Origin of the sequence: Enterobacter sp. SM3, assembly GCF_009811935.2 — a bacterium.
Classification (GTDB): domain Bacteria; phylum Pseudomonadota; class Gammaproteobacteria; order Enterobacterales; family Enterobacteriaceae; genus Enterobacter; species Enterobacter asburiae_D.
Genome location: NZ_CP099971.1, coordinates 2,629,371 through 2,643,616, shown reverse-complemented (window position 1 = coordinate 2,643,616; position 14,246 = coordinate 2,629,371). Strand labels below are relative to the sequence as shown.

General features: G+C 50.1%; 16 protein-coding genes and 1 pseudogene. 8 read left to right on the top strand and 9 right to left on the bottom strand.

The features are described from left to right. Positions 1–159 precede the first annotated feature (159 nt). From GVO84_RS12455 to GVO84_RS12445, 3 genes are all read right to left on the bottom strand, one after another. Positions 160–300 carry an Ecr family regulatory small membrane protein gene (locus GVO84_RS12455; RefSeq protein ID WP_159515642.1) on the bottom strand — a complete coding sequence of 47 codons (141 nt, stop codon included), beginning with the start codon at positions 298–300 and terminating at the stop codon, positions 160–162. Between the two features lie 74 nt (positions 301–374). Next, the gene (locus GVO84_RS12450) at positions 375–1,607 is read right to left on the bottom strand and encodes a sensor domain-containing diguanylate cyclase (RefSeq protein ID WP_159514319.1); all 1,233 of its coding nucleotides are present in this window, start codon (positions 1,605–1,607) and stop codon (positions 375–377) included. 92 nt (positions 1,608–1,699) lie between these two features. Continuing rightward, positions 1,700–3,829: a putative bifunctional diguanylate cyclase/phosphodiesterase gene (locus GVO84_RS12445; protein WP_159514318.1), complete on the bottom strand. Its 2,130-nt coding sequence runs from the start codon at positions 3,827–3,829 to the stop codon at positions 1,700–1,702. A gap of 457 nt (positions 3,830–4,286) precedes the next feature. Between GVO84_RS12445 and GVO84_RS12440 the strand changes: the two genes are divergently transcribed. From GVO84_RS12440 to dbpA, 4 genes are all read left to right on the top strand, one after another. Beyond that, the gene (locus GVO84_RS12440) at positions 4,287–5,429 is read left to right on the top strand and encodes a methyl-accepting chemotaxis protein (protein WP_159514317.1); all 1,143 of its coding nucleotides are present in this window, start codon (positions 4,287–4,289) and stop codon (positions 5,427–5,429) included. Positions 5,430–5,673: 244 nt separating this feature from the next. Continuing rightward, entirely contained in the window at positions 5,674–6,657 is a 984-nt protein-coding gene (zntB, locus tag GVO84_RS12435; protein WP_121423909.1) for a zinc transporter ZntB, read from the top strand. 270 nt (positions 6,658–6,927) lie between these two features. Further along, complete coding sequence (locus tag GVO84_RS12430) at positions 6,928–7,113, top strand: hypothetical protein (RefSeq protein WP_423257738.1); 186 nt, start codon at positions 6,928–6,930, stop codon at positions 7,111–7,113. A 27-nt stretch (positions 7,114–7,140) separates the two neighbouring features. After that, positions 7,141–8,514 (top strand): ATP-dependent RNA helicase DbpA, encoded by a 1,374-nt coding sequence (dbpA, locus tag GVO84_RS12425; RefSeq protein WP_121423905.1) that lies wholly within the window; start codon positions 7,141–7,143, stop codon positions 8,512–8,514. 42 nt (positions 8,515–8,556) lie between these two features. Here the strand turns inward: dbpA and ttcA are convergent, their stop codons facing one another. The 3 genes and pseudogenes from ttcA to GVO84_RS12410 all read right to left on the bottom strand — a co-directional run bounded on the left by ttcA (position 8,557) and on the right by GVO84_RS12410 (position 10,287). Continuing rightward, complete coding sequence (gene ttcA, locus GVO84_RS12420; protein WP_121423904.1) at positions 8,557–9,492, bottom strand: tRNA 2-thiocytidine(32) synthetase TtcA; 936 nt, start codon at positions 9,490–9,492, stop codon at positions 8,557–8,559. Between the two features lie 35 nt (positions 9,493–9,527). Next, positions 9,528–9,659: pseudogene (locus tag GVO84_RS12415) on the bottom strand (site-specific integrase); the annotation flags it as partial. Between the two features lie 217 nt (positions 9,660–9,876). Next, positions 9,877–10,287 carry an ASCH domain-containing protein gene (locus tag GVO84_RS12410; RefSeq protein ID WP_121423902.1) on the bottom strand — a complete coding sequence of 137 codons (411 nt, stop codon included), beginning with the start codon at positions 10,285–10,287 and terminating at the stop codon, positions 9,877–9,879. Positions 10,288–10,481: 194 nt separating this feature from the next. Between GVO84_RS12410 and GVO84_RS12405 the strand changes: the two genes are divergently transcribed. The 3 genes from GVO84_RS12405 to GVO84_RS12395 all read left to right on the top strand — a co-directional run bounded on the left by GVO84_RS12405 (position 10,482) and on the right by GVO84_RS12395 (position 12,370). Next, a complete protein-coding gene (locus tag GVO84_RS12405; RefSeq protein ID WP_159514316.1) occupies positions 10,482–11,051 on the top strand; it encodes an XRE family transcriptional regulator in 570 nt (189 codons plus the stop codon). Between the two features lie 435 nt (positions 11,052–11,486). After that, complete coding sequence (locus GVO84_RS12400; RefSeq protein ID WP_159514315.1) at positions 11,487–11,849, top strand: cupin domain-containing protein; 363 nt, start codon at positions 11,487–11,489, stop codon at positions 11,847–11,849. Positions 11,850–12,049: 200 nt separating this feature from the next. Continuing rightward, a complete protein-coding gene (locus GVO84_RS12395) occupies positions 12,050–12,370 on the top strand; it encodes a cupin domain-containing protein (protein ID WP_159514314.1) in 321 nt (106 codons plus the stop codon). A 16-nt stretch (positions 12,371–12,386) separates the two neighbouring features. Here GVO84_RS12395 and GVO84_RS12390 read toward each other — a convergent pair whose 3' ends face one another. Both GVO84_RS12390 and GVO84_RS12385 read right to left on the bottom strand, forming a co-directional pair. Then, entirely contained in the window at positions 12,387–12,494 is a 108-nt protein-coding gene (locus GVO84_RS12390; protein WP_353511636.1) for a YnaM/YnfT family protein, read from the bottom strand. Positions 12,495–12,769: 275 nt separating this feature from the next. Further along, positions 12,770–12,997, bottom strand: coding sequence for a hypothetical protein (locus tag GVO84_RS12385; RefSeq protein WP_159514313.1), 228 nt, complete (start codon positions 12,995–12,997; stop codon positions 12,770–12,772). Positions 12,998–13,088: 91 nt separating this feature from the next. On the opposite strand from GVO84_RS12385, the gene GVO84_RS12380 reads away from it, so the two are divergent. Beyond that, positions 13,089–13,259: a YnfU family zinc-binding protein gene (locus GVO84_RS12380; protein ID WP_306432126.1), complete on the top strand. Its 171-nt coding sequence runs from the start codon at positions 13,089–13,091 to the stop codon at positions 13,257–13,259. Between the two features lie 188 nt (positions 13,260–13,447). Here the strand turns inward: GVO84_RS12380 and GVO84_RS12375 are convergent, their stop codons facing one another. Continuing rightward, entirely contained in the window at positions 13,448–13,666 is a 219-nt protein-coding gene (locus GVO84_RS12375; RefSeq protein WP_032656808.1) for a cold shock domain-containing protein, read from the bottom strand. Between the last annotated feature and the right edge of the window lie 580 nt (positions 13,667–14,246).

The following is a 14,246-nucleotide window of genomic DNA, read 5'->3' as shown; positions in this document are numbered from 1 at the left end:
CGGAAATAAAAAAGCCCGTCAGAGCACGGGCAACATAAGCAAATGAATAAGTGATTCGTTATCAACATTGTTGGAGGATAACGCCGCGTATTTTACGCGGCAGTAAGGGAAGCAGATACCCGACATATTCGGTAGGTGAAACCAGCGATTAAACGTGCGTTACGGTACGTCGAAGGTTGGGTAAAGGCTATTTTCAAGAAATTCGACGAGATACCAGATCTCTCCGCTAAAAATAAACCATAAGCCAAATATAATAAGGAGTAGAATAATTAAGGTGAGTATTATTTCGGTTTTTCCCATTGCAGCTTTAACCCACCTGAAGCTAATTGATTCGAGGTGGGCATTGTAGCGGGGCTTTCCTGGATACTCCAGTTTCATGCAGCAAGGACTTTATTGCGTCCATTATTTTTAGCGCGATATAGCGCATCGTCCACACGCTTAAACAGCTCGTCAATACTCTCCCCCTGATCGTGCCGCGCCACGCCAATGCTGACGGTAAAGCGCGGTAAGCCCGGGATCGTAATACGGGCAACGGCTGCACGGACTGACTCGGCAATCTGCATCGCGGTGTCGAGAGAGGTGCGCGGCAGCAGGATGACGAACTCTTCGCCCCCCCAGCGGAACACCATATCACCCTCCCGACTACAGGCTTCCAGCGTCCGGGAAAGGGCGATAAGCACCTCATCGCCTTTCAGATGACCGAACAGATCGTTAATGTTTTTGAAATGGTCGGTATCCACCAGCAGCAGGCTAAATTGCTGCTGCGCAGGAAGTTTATTCAGGTTGCTTTGATCGGTAATCGCGTAGAACTGGCGCCGGTTGAGTAATCCCGTCATGGAGTCACGTAACGCCGCATGTTCCAGCTCCTGCTCCAGCCTTTTTTGCTCGGTGATGTCGTGGATGATGCACAGCATCAGTTTGTCACCGTAGATCTCAATGGGCCCTGCATACGTCTGAACATGACGGGTGGAACCATCGGCAAGGCGGTGAACAAAATTGAGCGGCTTATGTCCGCCGGGCAGCGCGGCAATCGCAGTCATAATGGGCATCACATCACGCCCCAGGGTGTTGATTTCCCAGGTATGCTTACTGCACATGTCATCGTTTGAATAGCCATAAAAATTGAGCGCGGCCAGATTCGCATCGACGATTTGACCATCGCGGGCAGGATCGATTAGCAGCATCGGGGCGCTGTTGGTCAGAAAAAAGCGCGCATAAAAACCCTGTTTTTTCCGCCGGTAGGTGGCGGAACGGCTGGCCTTCAATCCTGAGAGTATTTGTTGGGAGACACCCTCGAAAACAATGACATCTCCCCAGGGCGCGTAGTGGGCAAGTGAGAGGCGACAGCTTAACGGCGTATCCTGTCCATCCCGGCTCGTTGTCCAGATTTCGACGATCTCCTGCTCCGTTTTCAGTTCAGGTACATACATCGACAGGAGGGTTTGCGCACTGGCAGAGTAGATCCCTTTGCGCAGGTCATCGAGCGTTTTATCCCCCATGACCTGCGCTGCGGCCACATTCGCAAAAATGATCTGTTCCGACACGGGTGAAATGAGCCACACGGGGGTTTTAATTACATTCAACGCATCAAAACAAGGTTGCGACATAGGCATTTCCTGTTCATTGGCACACTGTGGCCGACAGTCTTGACAGAATTGACTCGCGTGTACTCCTTTGAAACATACTCTACAAAATCCCGTCAGGCATGATTTTTTTGTGAAATAAATGCGGGGTCCGTTTGAATTTTATTGATGGGTATAATTTGCCTGTCGGAGTTTATTTGCAGAAGCAGCCACGGCACCTGTTCGGCAGGTAAGGGACGGGAAAAAAGGTAGCCCTGCAGGTAATCGCAGCCGAGACGGGTGAGGACCGACTGCTGTTCTTCCGTTTCGATCCCTTCTGCCACTACATTCATCTCCATGGTCCGGGCGATACTGATGATGGTTTCAACCAGCTTGTAGCTTTTTTCATTTTCCAGCATCGACGTTACAAAGCTTCTGTCGATCTTGAGTTCTTTAGCCGGAAGCACGCTAAGCATCAGCAGGTTGGAATAGCCCGTACCAAAATCATCAATCGAGACGACGATCCCCGCTTGATTAAACGCATTGAGCAACTCAATGCTGCGGTCGAGATTTTTAAGCGCGGTGCTCTCCGTTACCTCAAGGATCAGCCGCGACGGAGGCAGGTTATATTTTTCCAGCATCGACGAAATGATATGGAAAATGTCAGGCTGTTCGAACTGGACGGGGGATAGGTTGAGCGACAACGTCCACTGGCTGAACCCTTGTTCAGTCCAGAAATGAAGCTGTCGGCATGCCGCTTCAATGGCCCAGTTACCTACCGGAATAATTAAACCCGTTTGTTCCAGCGAGGGGATAAACAGATTAGGCAACACAACCCCTTGCTCAGGATGTCGCCAGCGCAGAAGGGCTTCAAAACCATGAATCGTTTTATCTTCCGCATGCCAGGTTGGCTGGTACCACAGTTCAAACTGATCGCGTTCAAGCGCCTGAGAGAGCTCCTGCAGGAAACCGGGTTTCGCCGGGATCGCCGTTGACATCTCGGCCCGGTAAATCGCCCAGCCGTTGCGGCCATCTTCTTTAACATGATGTAAGGCTGCATCCGCCTTGAGCTTCAGCTCGTGCAGCGTTTCCCCGTCCTGAGGATAGAGACTGACGCCCGCGCTAATCGTCGTGCTCAACGTATGCCCGCAGATAGACAGAGGGCGTCGAACATCCCCGAGCAACGCGGTGAGCAGGGCGTTGAGCTTTTCGTCATCACCTTCAGGCACCAGCAGGATAAAGGCGTCTCCTCCCAGCCTTGCCAGGGTCATCTCACGCGTGAGTCGGGCCGTGATGCGCTGCGCGACGGTGATCAATAGCTCATCACCGACGCTGTGACCCCAGGTGTCGTTAACACGCTTGAAGTGATCGACGTTCAGAAAAATAACGGCAAATGGCTTCTTGCTTAGCAGCGCGCTGCGCAGACAATCCTGCATGCGGAGATCCATCTGGTGGCGGTTTGCGAGCCCGGTGAGCGCGTCAAAACGCGCCTGTAGCTCAAGCTGGCGGTTGAGCTGCTGCAGATTATCCGTCAGCCGGCTGGTGCGCCGGTGGGAATCGATAAGTGAAATGATCAACATTACGCCGAGCAGGCAGAGCGTGGTGACTGAAACCCAGATGGATAACCCCAGCTCGCCAATCCCACCGGGGAGGGTGTGCGCCATTTCCTGAAACTGCGCGGCGCTCATGCCGGTATAGTGCATCGCGCAAATCGCGGCGCCCATGACGAAGGCCGCGAGAATGCGATCGATAAAGACGCCTTTGTGTTTATCCCGCAGGCGGAAAGCCAGCCACAGCGCGGTGCCGGAGGCAACAACGGCAATAATCACGGATACCGCCACAAGGCGGCGATCCCAGATGATGCTGCCATCCAGCATCAGGGCCGCCATACCGATGTAGTGCATACACACCACGCCAGCGCTCAGGATTGCCGTGGCGAGGATCAGTCGTAAGGGAGAACGTTTTTTGCCCGTGACGGCAATATTAAGGGCCGTGGCTGAAGCAACCACCGCGACGCCCAGTGACGCAAGAGTTAACCAGAGGTCATAGCTCATCATCATGGGCATTTGCATCGACAGCATGCCGATAAAGTGCATTGACCAAATGCCAATGCCCAGCGTAACCCCACCGGCAATGCGCCAGAACAGGGCAGCCTTGCGGCTGGAAAGGGGGATCTTTCCGGCGCTGTCCAGCGCCACAAAGGAGGCGATAAACGCCACCAGATAAGAGATAGCGATTAACACAGGGTCCCACGATATATTGAGCATTATGCAATCCCACGCCTGAGAGGGTTACCGATTTCGCCTGCCGGGTACATCTTTATTGGGCAACGAACATGCGCATTCAAACCATATTAGTTATTTATCGTGAACAATGACCAGTCATATTAAAACTCTAAAACTTATTAAGAATATAAAATATATTCTATTTGTTAATGTATTAAGCATTGCTTAACAAAAACGAATAACAGTAGCAAAGCTCCTTAAATATGAGGGCGATCGTATCGTCTCACCGCGGGCGATACTATCGCTTAAGATGGCGGGAGACCAGTATCACAGCATCCTGCGCAGAACATTTTTACTAATACGCTCTTTTTATCTGACTTAAGACAAATCCCAGGATGCTAACTGCGAAACCAAAAACAAGCGTCGTTTGCGATGAAAAACTTCTGAGCCAATGCTATAAGTCTTAATGCCGACCAAAATATAAAATGTGGGTATTATCATGCTAAAAAATATTAGTGTCAGGACCTTTATTATTGGGTTCCTTTTCTCTCTTTTTTTGGTGAATGCAGGTGTCGTTGTTCTATTTTCCAGCAATCCTTCTCTCTTTATTTCGCTTAATGTCATCAACTTCGTTGCGCTATTTTTGCTCTGGGTCTATATGACGAAGTATCTTGTGACGCCGATCAATACGGTGAAGAAAAGTATTGAAGAGGTGACAGCAGGTAACCTTGGCGTCTCTATCCCTGAGTTTGGCAATAACTGTGCGGGCCGACTCATCCCGGGGATCAATAGTCTTTCCGGCAACATTGCGACGCTGGTGCGTGAGATCAGGGCGTCATCGCAAACCGCTATGACCTTATCGGATCAGCTCTCGACACGGAGCGCTCAGCTTTCGGTGAAAACCGAACAGCAGTCTGCGTCTTTAGTACAAACCGCAGCCAGCATGGAGCAAATGGCCGCGAGCACCAGGAACAATGCCGATAACACCCGCCTGGCGAGCGAGCAGGCCACTGTGGCGACGTTACAGGCGCGAAAGGGCGGCGAGCTCATGGGGCAGGTCGCCAGCAATATGCAGTCCATTACCGAATGTGCACAGCAGATGACGGAGATTATTTCGCTCATTGACGGCATTGCGTTCCAGACGAATATTCTGGCGCTGAACGCGGCCGTTGAGGCGGCGAGGGCGGGCGATCATGGAAAAGGGTTTTCTGTCGTTGCCGAAGAGGTAAGACACCTGGCTCACCGCAGCGCAGAGGCCGCGAAGAATATCAAAACGCTGATAGACGTCACCAGCAGTAACGTCACCCAGGGGGCCAGCGTTGTGTCACAGGCAGAGAAAAATATGCATGAAATCGTGACCGGCTCGGGGAATGTCAGCCGGTTGATGGACGACATTTCCGCATCGACGTCAGAGCAGGAGAAAGGAATCTCTCAGATTACGCTGGCGCTATCGGAGCTGGAGCGGGTCACGCAAAGCAACGTGGCAATGGCAGAAGAACTCAACGGTTCCTCTGATGTACTGCGCAATCAGGTGATTGAGCTACAGGCCCGAACGCGTAATTTCAGGCTCGACCCGGGTTCCTCTTCCTTATCATCTACCGGCTCGTCATCCTTCCTTCAGCGGCCAGAGCACTCGCTCTGACAAAACCGCAATCATGTCGCCGCTTTTCTTGCCGGGTGGCGCTGCGCTTACCCGGCCTACACTCTGCAACAATATCAATACATTACCCCTTTCACAGTAGGCCCACGCAAGCGTAGCGCCGCCGGGCAAAACGCACAGCATGTACATTTCCTGAACGATATCAGCGCGATGGGATACATAGTTGTTGCTTAACCCCTGATGACAGCTAGACTGACACCGAAAGAGTTAAAAAGGTGGAGGCGCGGTGGAAAGCATTAAAGGATCTGAACTTAACGTTCCAGACGCAGTTTTTGCGTGGGTGCTGGATGGTCGCGGCGGTGCGCGACCGCTGGAAGATAATGATGTGATCGACAGTGCGCATCCCTGCTGGCTACATCTGAACTACACCCACCCGGACAGCGCTGACTGGCTGGCCTCGACTCCGCTCTTGCCTAATAACGTGCGCGATGCGCTGGCAGGTGAAAGCCTGCGGCCCCGCGTGAGCCGAATGGGGGACGGGACGCTGATCACCCTGCGCTGTATTAACGGCAGCACGGATGAACGTCCGGATCAGCTGGTTGCGATGCGTGTCTACATGGACGATGGGCTGATTGTCTCCACCCGGCAGCGTAAAGTTCTGGCGCTGGATGACATCGTCAACGATCTGAAAGAGGGCACCGGGCCGGTTGACTGCGGTAGCTGGCTGGTGGACGTCTGTGACGCGCTTACCGATCATGCGAGCGAGTTTATTGAAGAGCTGCACGACAAAATCATCGACCTGGAAGATAACCTGCTCGATCAGCAGATCCCGCCGCGCGGTTTTCTGGCCCTGTTGCGTAAGCAGTTGATTGTGATGCGCCGCTATATGACGCCGCAGCGAGACGTGTACGCGCGTCTTGCCAGCGAAAGGCTCAGCTGGATGAATGACGATCAGCGACGCAGAATGCAGGATATTGCCGACAGGCTGGGGCGCGGGCTGGACGAGATTGATTCCTGTATTGCCAGAACGGCGGTGATGGCGGACGAAATCGCGCAGGTGATGCAGGAGTCGCTGGCGAGAAGAACCTATACGATGTCCCTGATGGCGATGGTGTTTTTACCCAGCACGTTTCTTACCGGGCTGTTTGGCGTAAACCTGGGAGGAATTCCGGGGGGCGCGTATCGCTACGGCTTTACCGCGTTTTGTGTCATGTTAGTTGTTTTGATTGGTGGTGTTGCATGGTGGTTGCATCGTAGTAAATGGCTGTAAATTTACGCTTTTTTGTTCTTTTGCCGGGATCAAAACGCTCTTTTAATTGAGCGAAGTCAATAAACATCTACCCCGTAAGGTGCAATATTACTCCCGCAGGTGAATGCAACGTCAAGCGATGGGCGTTGCGCTCCATATTGTCTTACTTCCTTTTTTGAATTACTGCATAGCACAATTGATTCGTACGACGCCGACTTCATAGTCGGCTTTTTTTTGCCTCCTGATTCTCAGCGTCTACCCTAAAAGGGACGACAGCAAATTCTGGAGGGAATGATGAGCATCCTGAACGCTCTGCTAGTGCAACAATCGCGTCAATCCGATCCTATCCCCAGCGATCCGGTGCCAATGCCCGATCCCATCCCGCGCCCACAGCCGATGCCCGACCCGCCGCCAGATGAAGAACCGATTAAATTGTCGCATCGGACCGCGAGATCTGCGAGGATACGCGCCATCTGACCGCAAAGATGACCACGAGAGACTATTGTGACCGCTTTTTCTACCCTGAATGTTCTGCCCGCCGCCCAACTCGATAACCTCAACGAGTTGGGATACCTCACGATGACGCCTGTTCAGGCGGCCGCGTTGCCTGCCATCCTCGAGGGCCGTGACGTGCGCGTGCAGGCGAAAACGGGCAGCGGGAAAACGGCGGCATTTGGCCTTGGCCTGTTGCAGCACATCGATGCGGCGCTTTTTCAGACCCAGTCACTGGTGCTGTGCCCGACCCGCGAACTGGCAGACCAGGTTGCGGGTGAACTGCGTCGCCTGGCGCGTTTCCTGCCCAACACCAAGATTTTAACCCTCTGTGGCGGACAGCCGTTCGGCGCGCAGCGTGACTCACTCCAGCATGCGCCGCACATTATTGTCGCCACGCCTGGCCGCCTGCTGGATCACCTGCAAAAAGGCACCGTCTCATTGGACGCGTTACAAACGCTGGTGATGGATGAGGCAGACAGGATGCTGGATATGGGCTTCAGCGATGCGATTGACGAGGTGATTCGTTTCGCTCCGGCCGATCGCCAGACGCTGCTGTTCTCTGCAACCTGGCCGGACGCTATCGCCGCCATCAGCGGGCGCGTGCAGAAAAATCCACTCACCATTGAAATCGACAGCGTAGATGCGCTGCCCGCCATCGAGCAGCAGTTCTTTGAAACCTCGCAGCAGGGGAAAATCCCGCTTCTGCAGAAATTGCTGAGCCAGCATCAGCCTGCGTCCTGCGTGGTGTTCTGTAATACCAAAAAAGACTGTCAGTCGGTCTGTGATACCCTCAATGCCGCCGGGCAGAGCGCATTGTCGCTGCATGGCGATCTGGAACAGCGCGATCGCGATCAGACGCTGGTTCGTTTCGCAAACGGCAGCGCCCGTGTTCTTGTCGCAACCGACGTCGCTGCGCGCGGTCTGGACATTAAATCCCTTGAGCTGGTGGTGAACTTTGAGCTGGCGTGGGATCCTGAAGTGCATGTGCACCGTATTGGCCGTACCGCACGTGCAGGGAACAGCGGTCTGGCGATCAGCCTCTGCGCACCGGAAGAGGCGCAGCGCGCCAACATTCTCTCTGAGATGCTGCAGATTAAGCTCAACTGGATGAATGCCCCTGCTGGCGTCAGCCTGGTGCCGCTGGAAGCCGAAATGGCGACGCTGTGCATTGATGGCGGTAAAAAAGCCAAGATGCGCCCAGGGGACGTATTAGGCGCGCTGACCGGGGATGTGGGTCTGGACGGGGCGGATATTGGTAAGATTGCGGTCCATCCGGCGCATGTTTACGTAGCGGTTCGCCAGGCGGTGGCCCATAAGGCATGGAAGCAGCTGCAGAACGGGAAAATTAAGGGTAAAACCTGTCGCGTACGTCTGCTGAAATAAAGAATGAAGCGTCTCAGAAAATGTTTCTGAGACGCTAATCGCTTACTTCACTTCAAGCACGTTCAGACGCAACTCTTCAAACTGACTATCATCTTCTTCCGGCTGCCAGCCGGCAGGCTGCATGGGAATATCTTCCCGGTCAAACGCCAGATCGCCGCCATTCACCACGTCTGAGTCATGGTTGATGCCTTTGAAGTCGAACAGTTCAACATCCGCGAGATGGGAAGGGACAACGTTCTGCATCGCGCTGAACATGGTTTCGATACGACCCGGATAACGCTTATCCCAGTCGCGCAGCATGTCGCCAATCACTTGACGCTGCAGGTTCGGCTGAGAGCCGCAAAGGTTACATGGAATGATCGGGAATCCTTTAGCCTGAGAAAAACGCTCAATGTCTTTTTCACGACAGTAGGCCAGAGGGCGGATCACAATGTGTTTGCCGTCATCGCTCATCAGTTTAGGCGGCATGCCTTTCATCTTGCCGCCGTAGAACATGTTGAGGAACAGCGTTTGCAGGATATCGTCGCGGTGATGGCCCAGCGCAATTTTGGTCGCGCCCAGCTCCGTCGCGGTACGATACAGAATGCCGCGGCGCAGACGAGAGCAAAGTGAGCAGGTGGTTTTCCCTTCCGGGATTTTCTCTTTCACAATGCCGTAGGTATTTTCTTCGACGATTTTGTACTCAACGCCCAGCTTCTCGAGGTATTCCGGCAGAATATGCTCCGGGAAACCCGGCTGTTTCTGGTCAAGGTTGACCGCCACCAGCGAAAATTTCACCGGTGCACTTTGCTGAAGATTGCGCAGGATCTCCAGCATGGTATAGCTGTCTTTACCCCCTGACAGGCAAACCATGATGCGATCGCCTTCTTCAATCATGTTGAAGTCTGCAATGGCTTCGCCCACGTTACGGCGCAGTCGCTTTTGCAGTTTGTTGAGGTTGTATTGCTCTTTTTTGTTAATCTCTTGATTCTCTTGCATTGAGTACTACCTTCGGAGCCAGCAGGGGCAAAAATTGTATGCCGCGTATGGTACGGATTCCGGCGGCGAATACCAGCACGTTTTACAGCGGCGTAGAATCTGAAATTGATACTGGATAAAGCGTAGTAGGCTTTCTGTTAGCCATTACGCATCCGGGGCATGAAAACAACTCACAGCTCTGATGCTCTCCTGTGTGCCAAAGCGGGGGTAACTAACATTGTGCTACGTTATTTTATCGGGACGAGTTCAACGAAGGGATTATCTTCATGTAAGAGGAATTAAAGATGAATAGGACGGCATTACGATACGGAATGCGTAGTGTATGAGCCTAATATAGGTAAGCCTGCTGAGGTAGCAGATACAACTCTGCCACGTTATCTCAGCTTACAGCACCTCTACCAATTCAAATTCTTCTGCGATCAGTTCCATCTCTTCAGAAAAATGGCCTTCCCGAAAGAAAAACCGCTGATGCTCTTTCTGCCAGTATTCAAGGCTCAAATCACCTTCACCCTCTTTGCGAGCGAACTCCTCATTAACATCGCAAAAACGCACCAGTCGCATTGAAACCAGTCGGATCACACAGACCGGGATATTCTGGCCATCAAGAATTATGCTGTAGCCGCCTATCCCTGGAGTAGACATATCCTGCGAGAAAGACGCAAAAGATCCGCATGAGGCCGTTTTAATCCCTTGTTTAATCAATCGCGCAAGCTCGGTTGCCAGTTCCGGGCTGTCACCCATTTGGCAGGCATCTGCGCCGGGATATCTCCTTTTAATTTCCTCTACCTCAGACATCGAAACCCCTTCTTGTACATCGATGAAAAAAACGTTATACCGGATTTAATTTGAACTGTCCCGACATGAATAGTGATGCTTTTCTTAGGAAGCTATGGGCCGCTCGGTGACAGCATCGTTATGTCCGAACCAATTCACTACAGGGTGGGGCATTCATTTGTATTAGAACGCCACATTCGCAGAGGGACGGAATAATGACTGATTCACTACATGATAAACCTGCTGCGTTGTCATTAAATATTGGCAATAAGATAAGACGCCTGCGGCAGTCCCGGGGGATTTCTTTAAACGATCTGTCTAAATTGTCAGGGGTTTCAAAGGGGGCATTATCCAAACTGGAGTCAGGGGCCTCAAGCCCTCGCGATGATACGCTGGCAGCTATCGCCACCGCATTACGCTTACCGGTTGGCGATTTGCTGAGTGGCAGCAGCAGGATGTACCCTTGTTTTGAAAAATATCATTCCTCGCAAGACGAGTATTTGCAAATGATGAAATTCCGCATCGGCCCCGGAAATACCTCTGAAATTTGGTTACTACAAATGGATCCGCGGGTAACCATTCACAGTGCCGGACATTCAGACGGGACACATGAACATATTCTTGTTCACAGCGGGATCTTACTATTGCGCTTTAGCCAGCATGAGGTGATCAGATTAGAACCTGGGGATTTTTATGCCTTCTCCGCGGAGGTTGCGCATGCATACATCTCAACGGAAACGGCAATTAGCGCAACGGTGGTGATGTCCCACCTCGAGCCAGGCTAACTCCGCCACGCCATCCTCTTGCAAGGAAACGCAAGATAAAACGCCGGAGTTCCGAGTATTTGTTCACTTAAAGAAACAAAAGCGATGTTCTGAAACGAGGTGGAGAATTTTTTAAAATATAAAAACAATTGAATTCAATACATTGATTGCACGTAGATAAATTTCTGTTTACGTAACCAGGAAACCCGTTGTCCTGCGTGCGCGCTGACTGTATTGTTATTTCGAACAGCCTCATCGCTACATCAATCTTTATTTTTGCCAGGCATTCGACCGGGGAGTGGGCCATCAGACGACCGATTATTCTATAGTCCACTGGAGTCTCTTTCTTGGTCCTGAATATCGTCCTAAAGAATGAGCGACATGCAGTCCGTTATCGGCGCTTTTTTATGACAAAACATATCCACTCAGACTAAACATATAAGACGGAGATAAAGAATGCGTAAAGTTAATTTGAAAGAAAGTTTTAATCTTTTCAGCGAACATTGGAGTCCAAAAATTGTCGGTGATATTAATAACGAGTATGTCAAACTGGCTAAATTCTCCGGAAAGTTTGACTGGCATCATCATGAACATGAGGACGAGCTCTTTCTGGTTGTCAGCGGTCGTTTACGAATGGGATTAAGAACGGGTGATATCATTATTGATGAGGGTGAGTTTATTATTGTACCGAAAGGAGTCGAGCATTGTCCGGAAGCATTAACAGAAGAGTGCTGCGTCGTTTTATTGGAGCCCAAATCGACTCTGAATACGGGCAATATCGTTAATGAACGAACCGTATATGAGCTGGATAACCTTTAATCGTGGATCCTGACGCCATTCAGTGTACAACAAATCGAGATGATTCTTCACATTACCCACGGCGCGCGTCACAGAGTGCGCTGTGGTTTCAGGACCTCCTATAGCATCTTACTCGTACTGGTTTTCCATAATTGTTATATGACGGCAGGGAACTTATGTGGCATAAGAGCGTTAAACGAACATCAAAAAGGAATGACGTTATGCTGCTTTATGACCTCAAAACTGAAGCACTTGCAATACCCGAAACTTGGCACTCTCAAGTATTAGGCCGCATTGGAACTGCAAATCTCAAAGTTTTACGAATGGATGAACGCTCAGTGATTGAAGAGGTTCATGAATATGACGAGGGGTTACTGGTCATTGATGGACGTCTGGAACTGAGCGTGAAGGGTAAAAACATCTCTGTAACGTCTGGACAGCTTTATGTAGCCAAAGCTGGCACTCCCCATACTGTAGAAACAGGCAGTTTTGGCACACTGGTTATCATTGATTTACCCGAAGCGGAAGTAGCCTCACTTTAAGCGGCTTGCGATGAGGTCACAGATTGTCAGGATTGTTCGACGTGCTGATCCAAACTTTAATCAAACTCAACGTTATCAACCCCATCACAACGGCAACAGTGGTTACTACAATATAAGATGTCATAAAATAATCTTTTCTGGTAAGTGTCTTCATTTGACCCATTTCTTTTGCATTAGTTCCTGCAAAGAACAAAACTTTAATGAAAAGAAGTGTCGAGTTTTAGTCTGTGCTGTGTAAATAAAAGCGAGGCAGGGTATGATTTTAGGTTTTAAAAAAACGCCTGCATTTAGCAGGCTTTAATAGTAAGACCTTTTTATTATTTTAATTAAAAAGATAAATCCTAAAGGTGCTCTCTAAAAATACTGGCGATTTTACTGAGGTTTAGCCGGAAACGCATATCACAAATGGTTTCTTGCGGCATCAAGTATCTTCTGAGAGGTGAGTTCTCTATCAGAGGCAACGTAGACAAAGCTGCGATCGCCGGTTAAAGACGGGAAACCTGCAGACATAATCTGAAGGTATATTTCTTCTCCATCCGGATACTCCTGCCTTACGGACGTAACGCCTTGTTGTACCGTGACTACTTTACCAGGTTTCCCATTGAAAAAAACGATGACATTCTTCATAAACCACCTTGTGTTTTTTGGGCACATTCGAAAACTAAAGCAAGCATTTTTTAGCTTTAACGTGTATTGTGGCAATCCGTAAAATCAGGAGATGCCTATGTCTGGACGTAAAAATACACAATCCCATCGAAATCATTTAGTCAAATGTTCATGCCCAAATTGTTCTAAAGATTCAGAGCATAGTTTTAATCGCGTGCAAAAGGGCGCTCAACTTGTCTGCCCGTACTGCCACGCTTTGTTTAAATCTACTCAACGATTCTAAACCAAAGTAGTTGACAAAATGAGTTAGCGTTGAGTTTTAGACCATTCATGCAGCAGTTCTGCACTTCATCACATTGTTTAGCGCACTCGTTAAGAAAATATGCTGACTGTTGATATCAATAACAGTCATATAATCCAGGGCCCGTTTACTCAGAAAACCTCATTGGTAATCACGGGCCATTGATAATATTATCTGTCCAGAAGAATGACATTTGCAGCAGCAGGGCCTTTATCGCCGCTTAGAATCGCAAATTCGACTTTCTGACCTTCAAATAGTGTATTAAAGCTTTCTCCCTGCAGGGCAGAGAAACGAACAAGAACATCTTTACTGCCATCAAGCGGGGAGATGAAGCCAAAGCCTTTATCTTCATTAAACCACTTAACCAGACCTTGAATTCTTGAAGACATACATACTCCTTTTAAAGACTCTTTAAATGATAAGAAATGACAAAACGTATGGACTCAAAAGGAGGGGATATCAGCGATAGCGCCTGGTTATGAGGACTGCCGGGTAAAAAAGGGTATTCGGTATTGCATCGAACTAAATCATTAAGGCACGGACTGAATTGATAAGCAAATGTTATTTTAGCCATCCGGGTGGCTGCTTGGGCTCGTTACAGTCACGTTGAATCTGATGTCAATTCTCGATAAAAAGTCGTCGGCTTGATGTTCGTCTTTGCGAATCCGGGGCAGGAAAAAGGGTTGCACGCATTGACCTTGTGAATATATTTTGATTAGGCTATGTATGTTCGGCACCACGCTTTTTTTTAAAATTTTATCCCATTGGAAGGGTTTTACGTGTTCAAGCTTAATTCATCTCTACTGGCCTTTTTCCTGCTGTCAGGTTGTAGCTCTGATCTGGTTCTCAGTCCACCTCAACAACCCGAATACAAGGTTATGCCAGAAATAACCCAGTCTGTGACGCCATCACAGCAGCGTGCAATCATGGCTGGCGAGAGGCCTGACTGGTCAGAAAGAACGCCCGTCA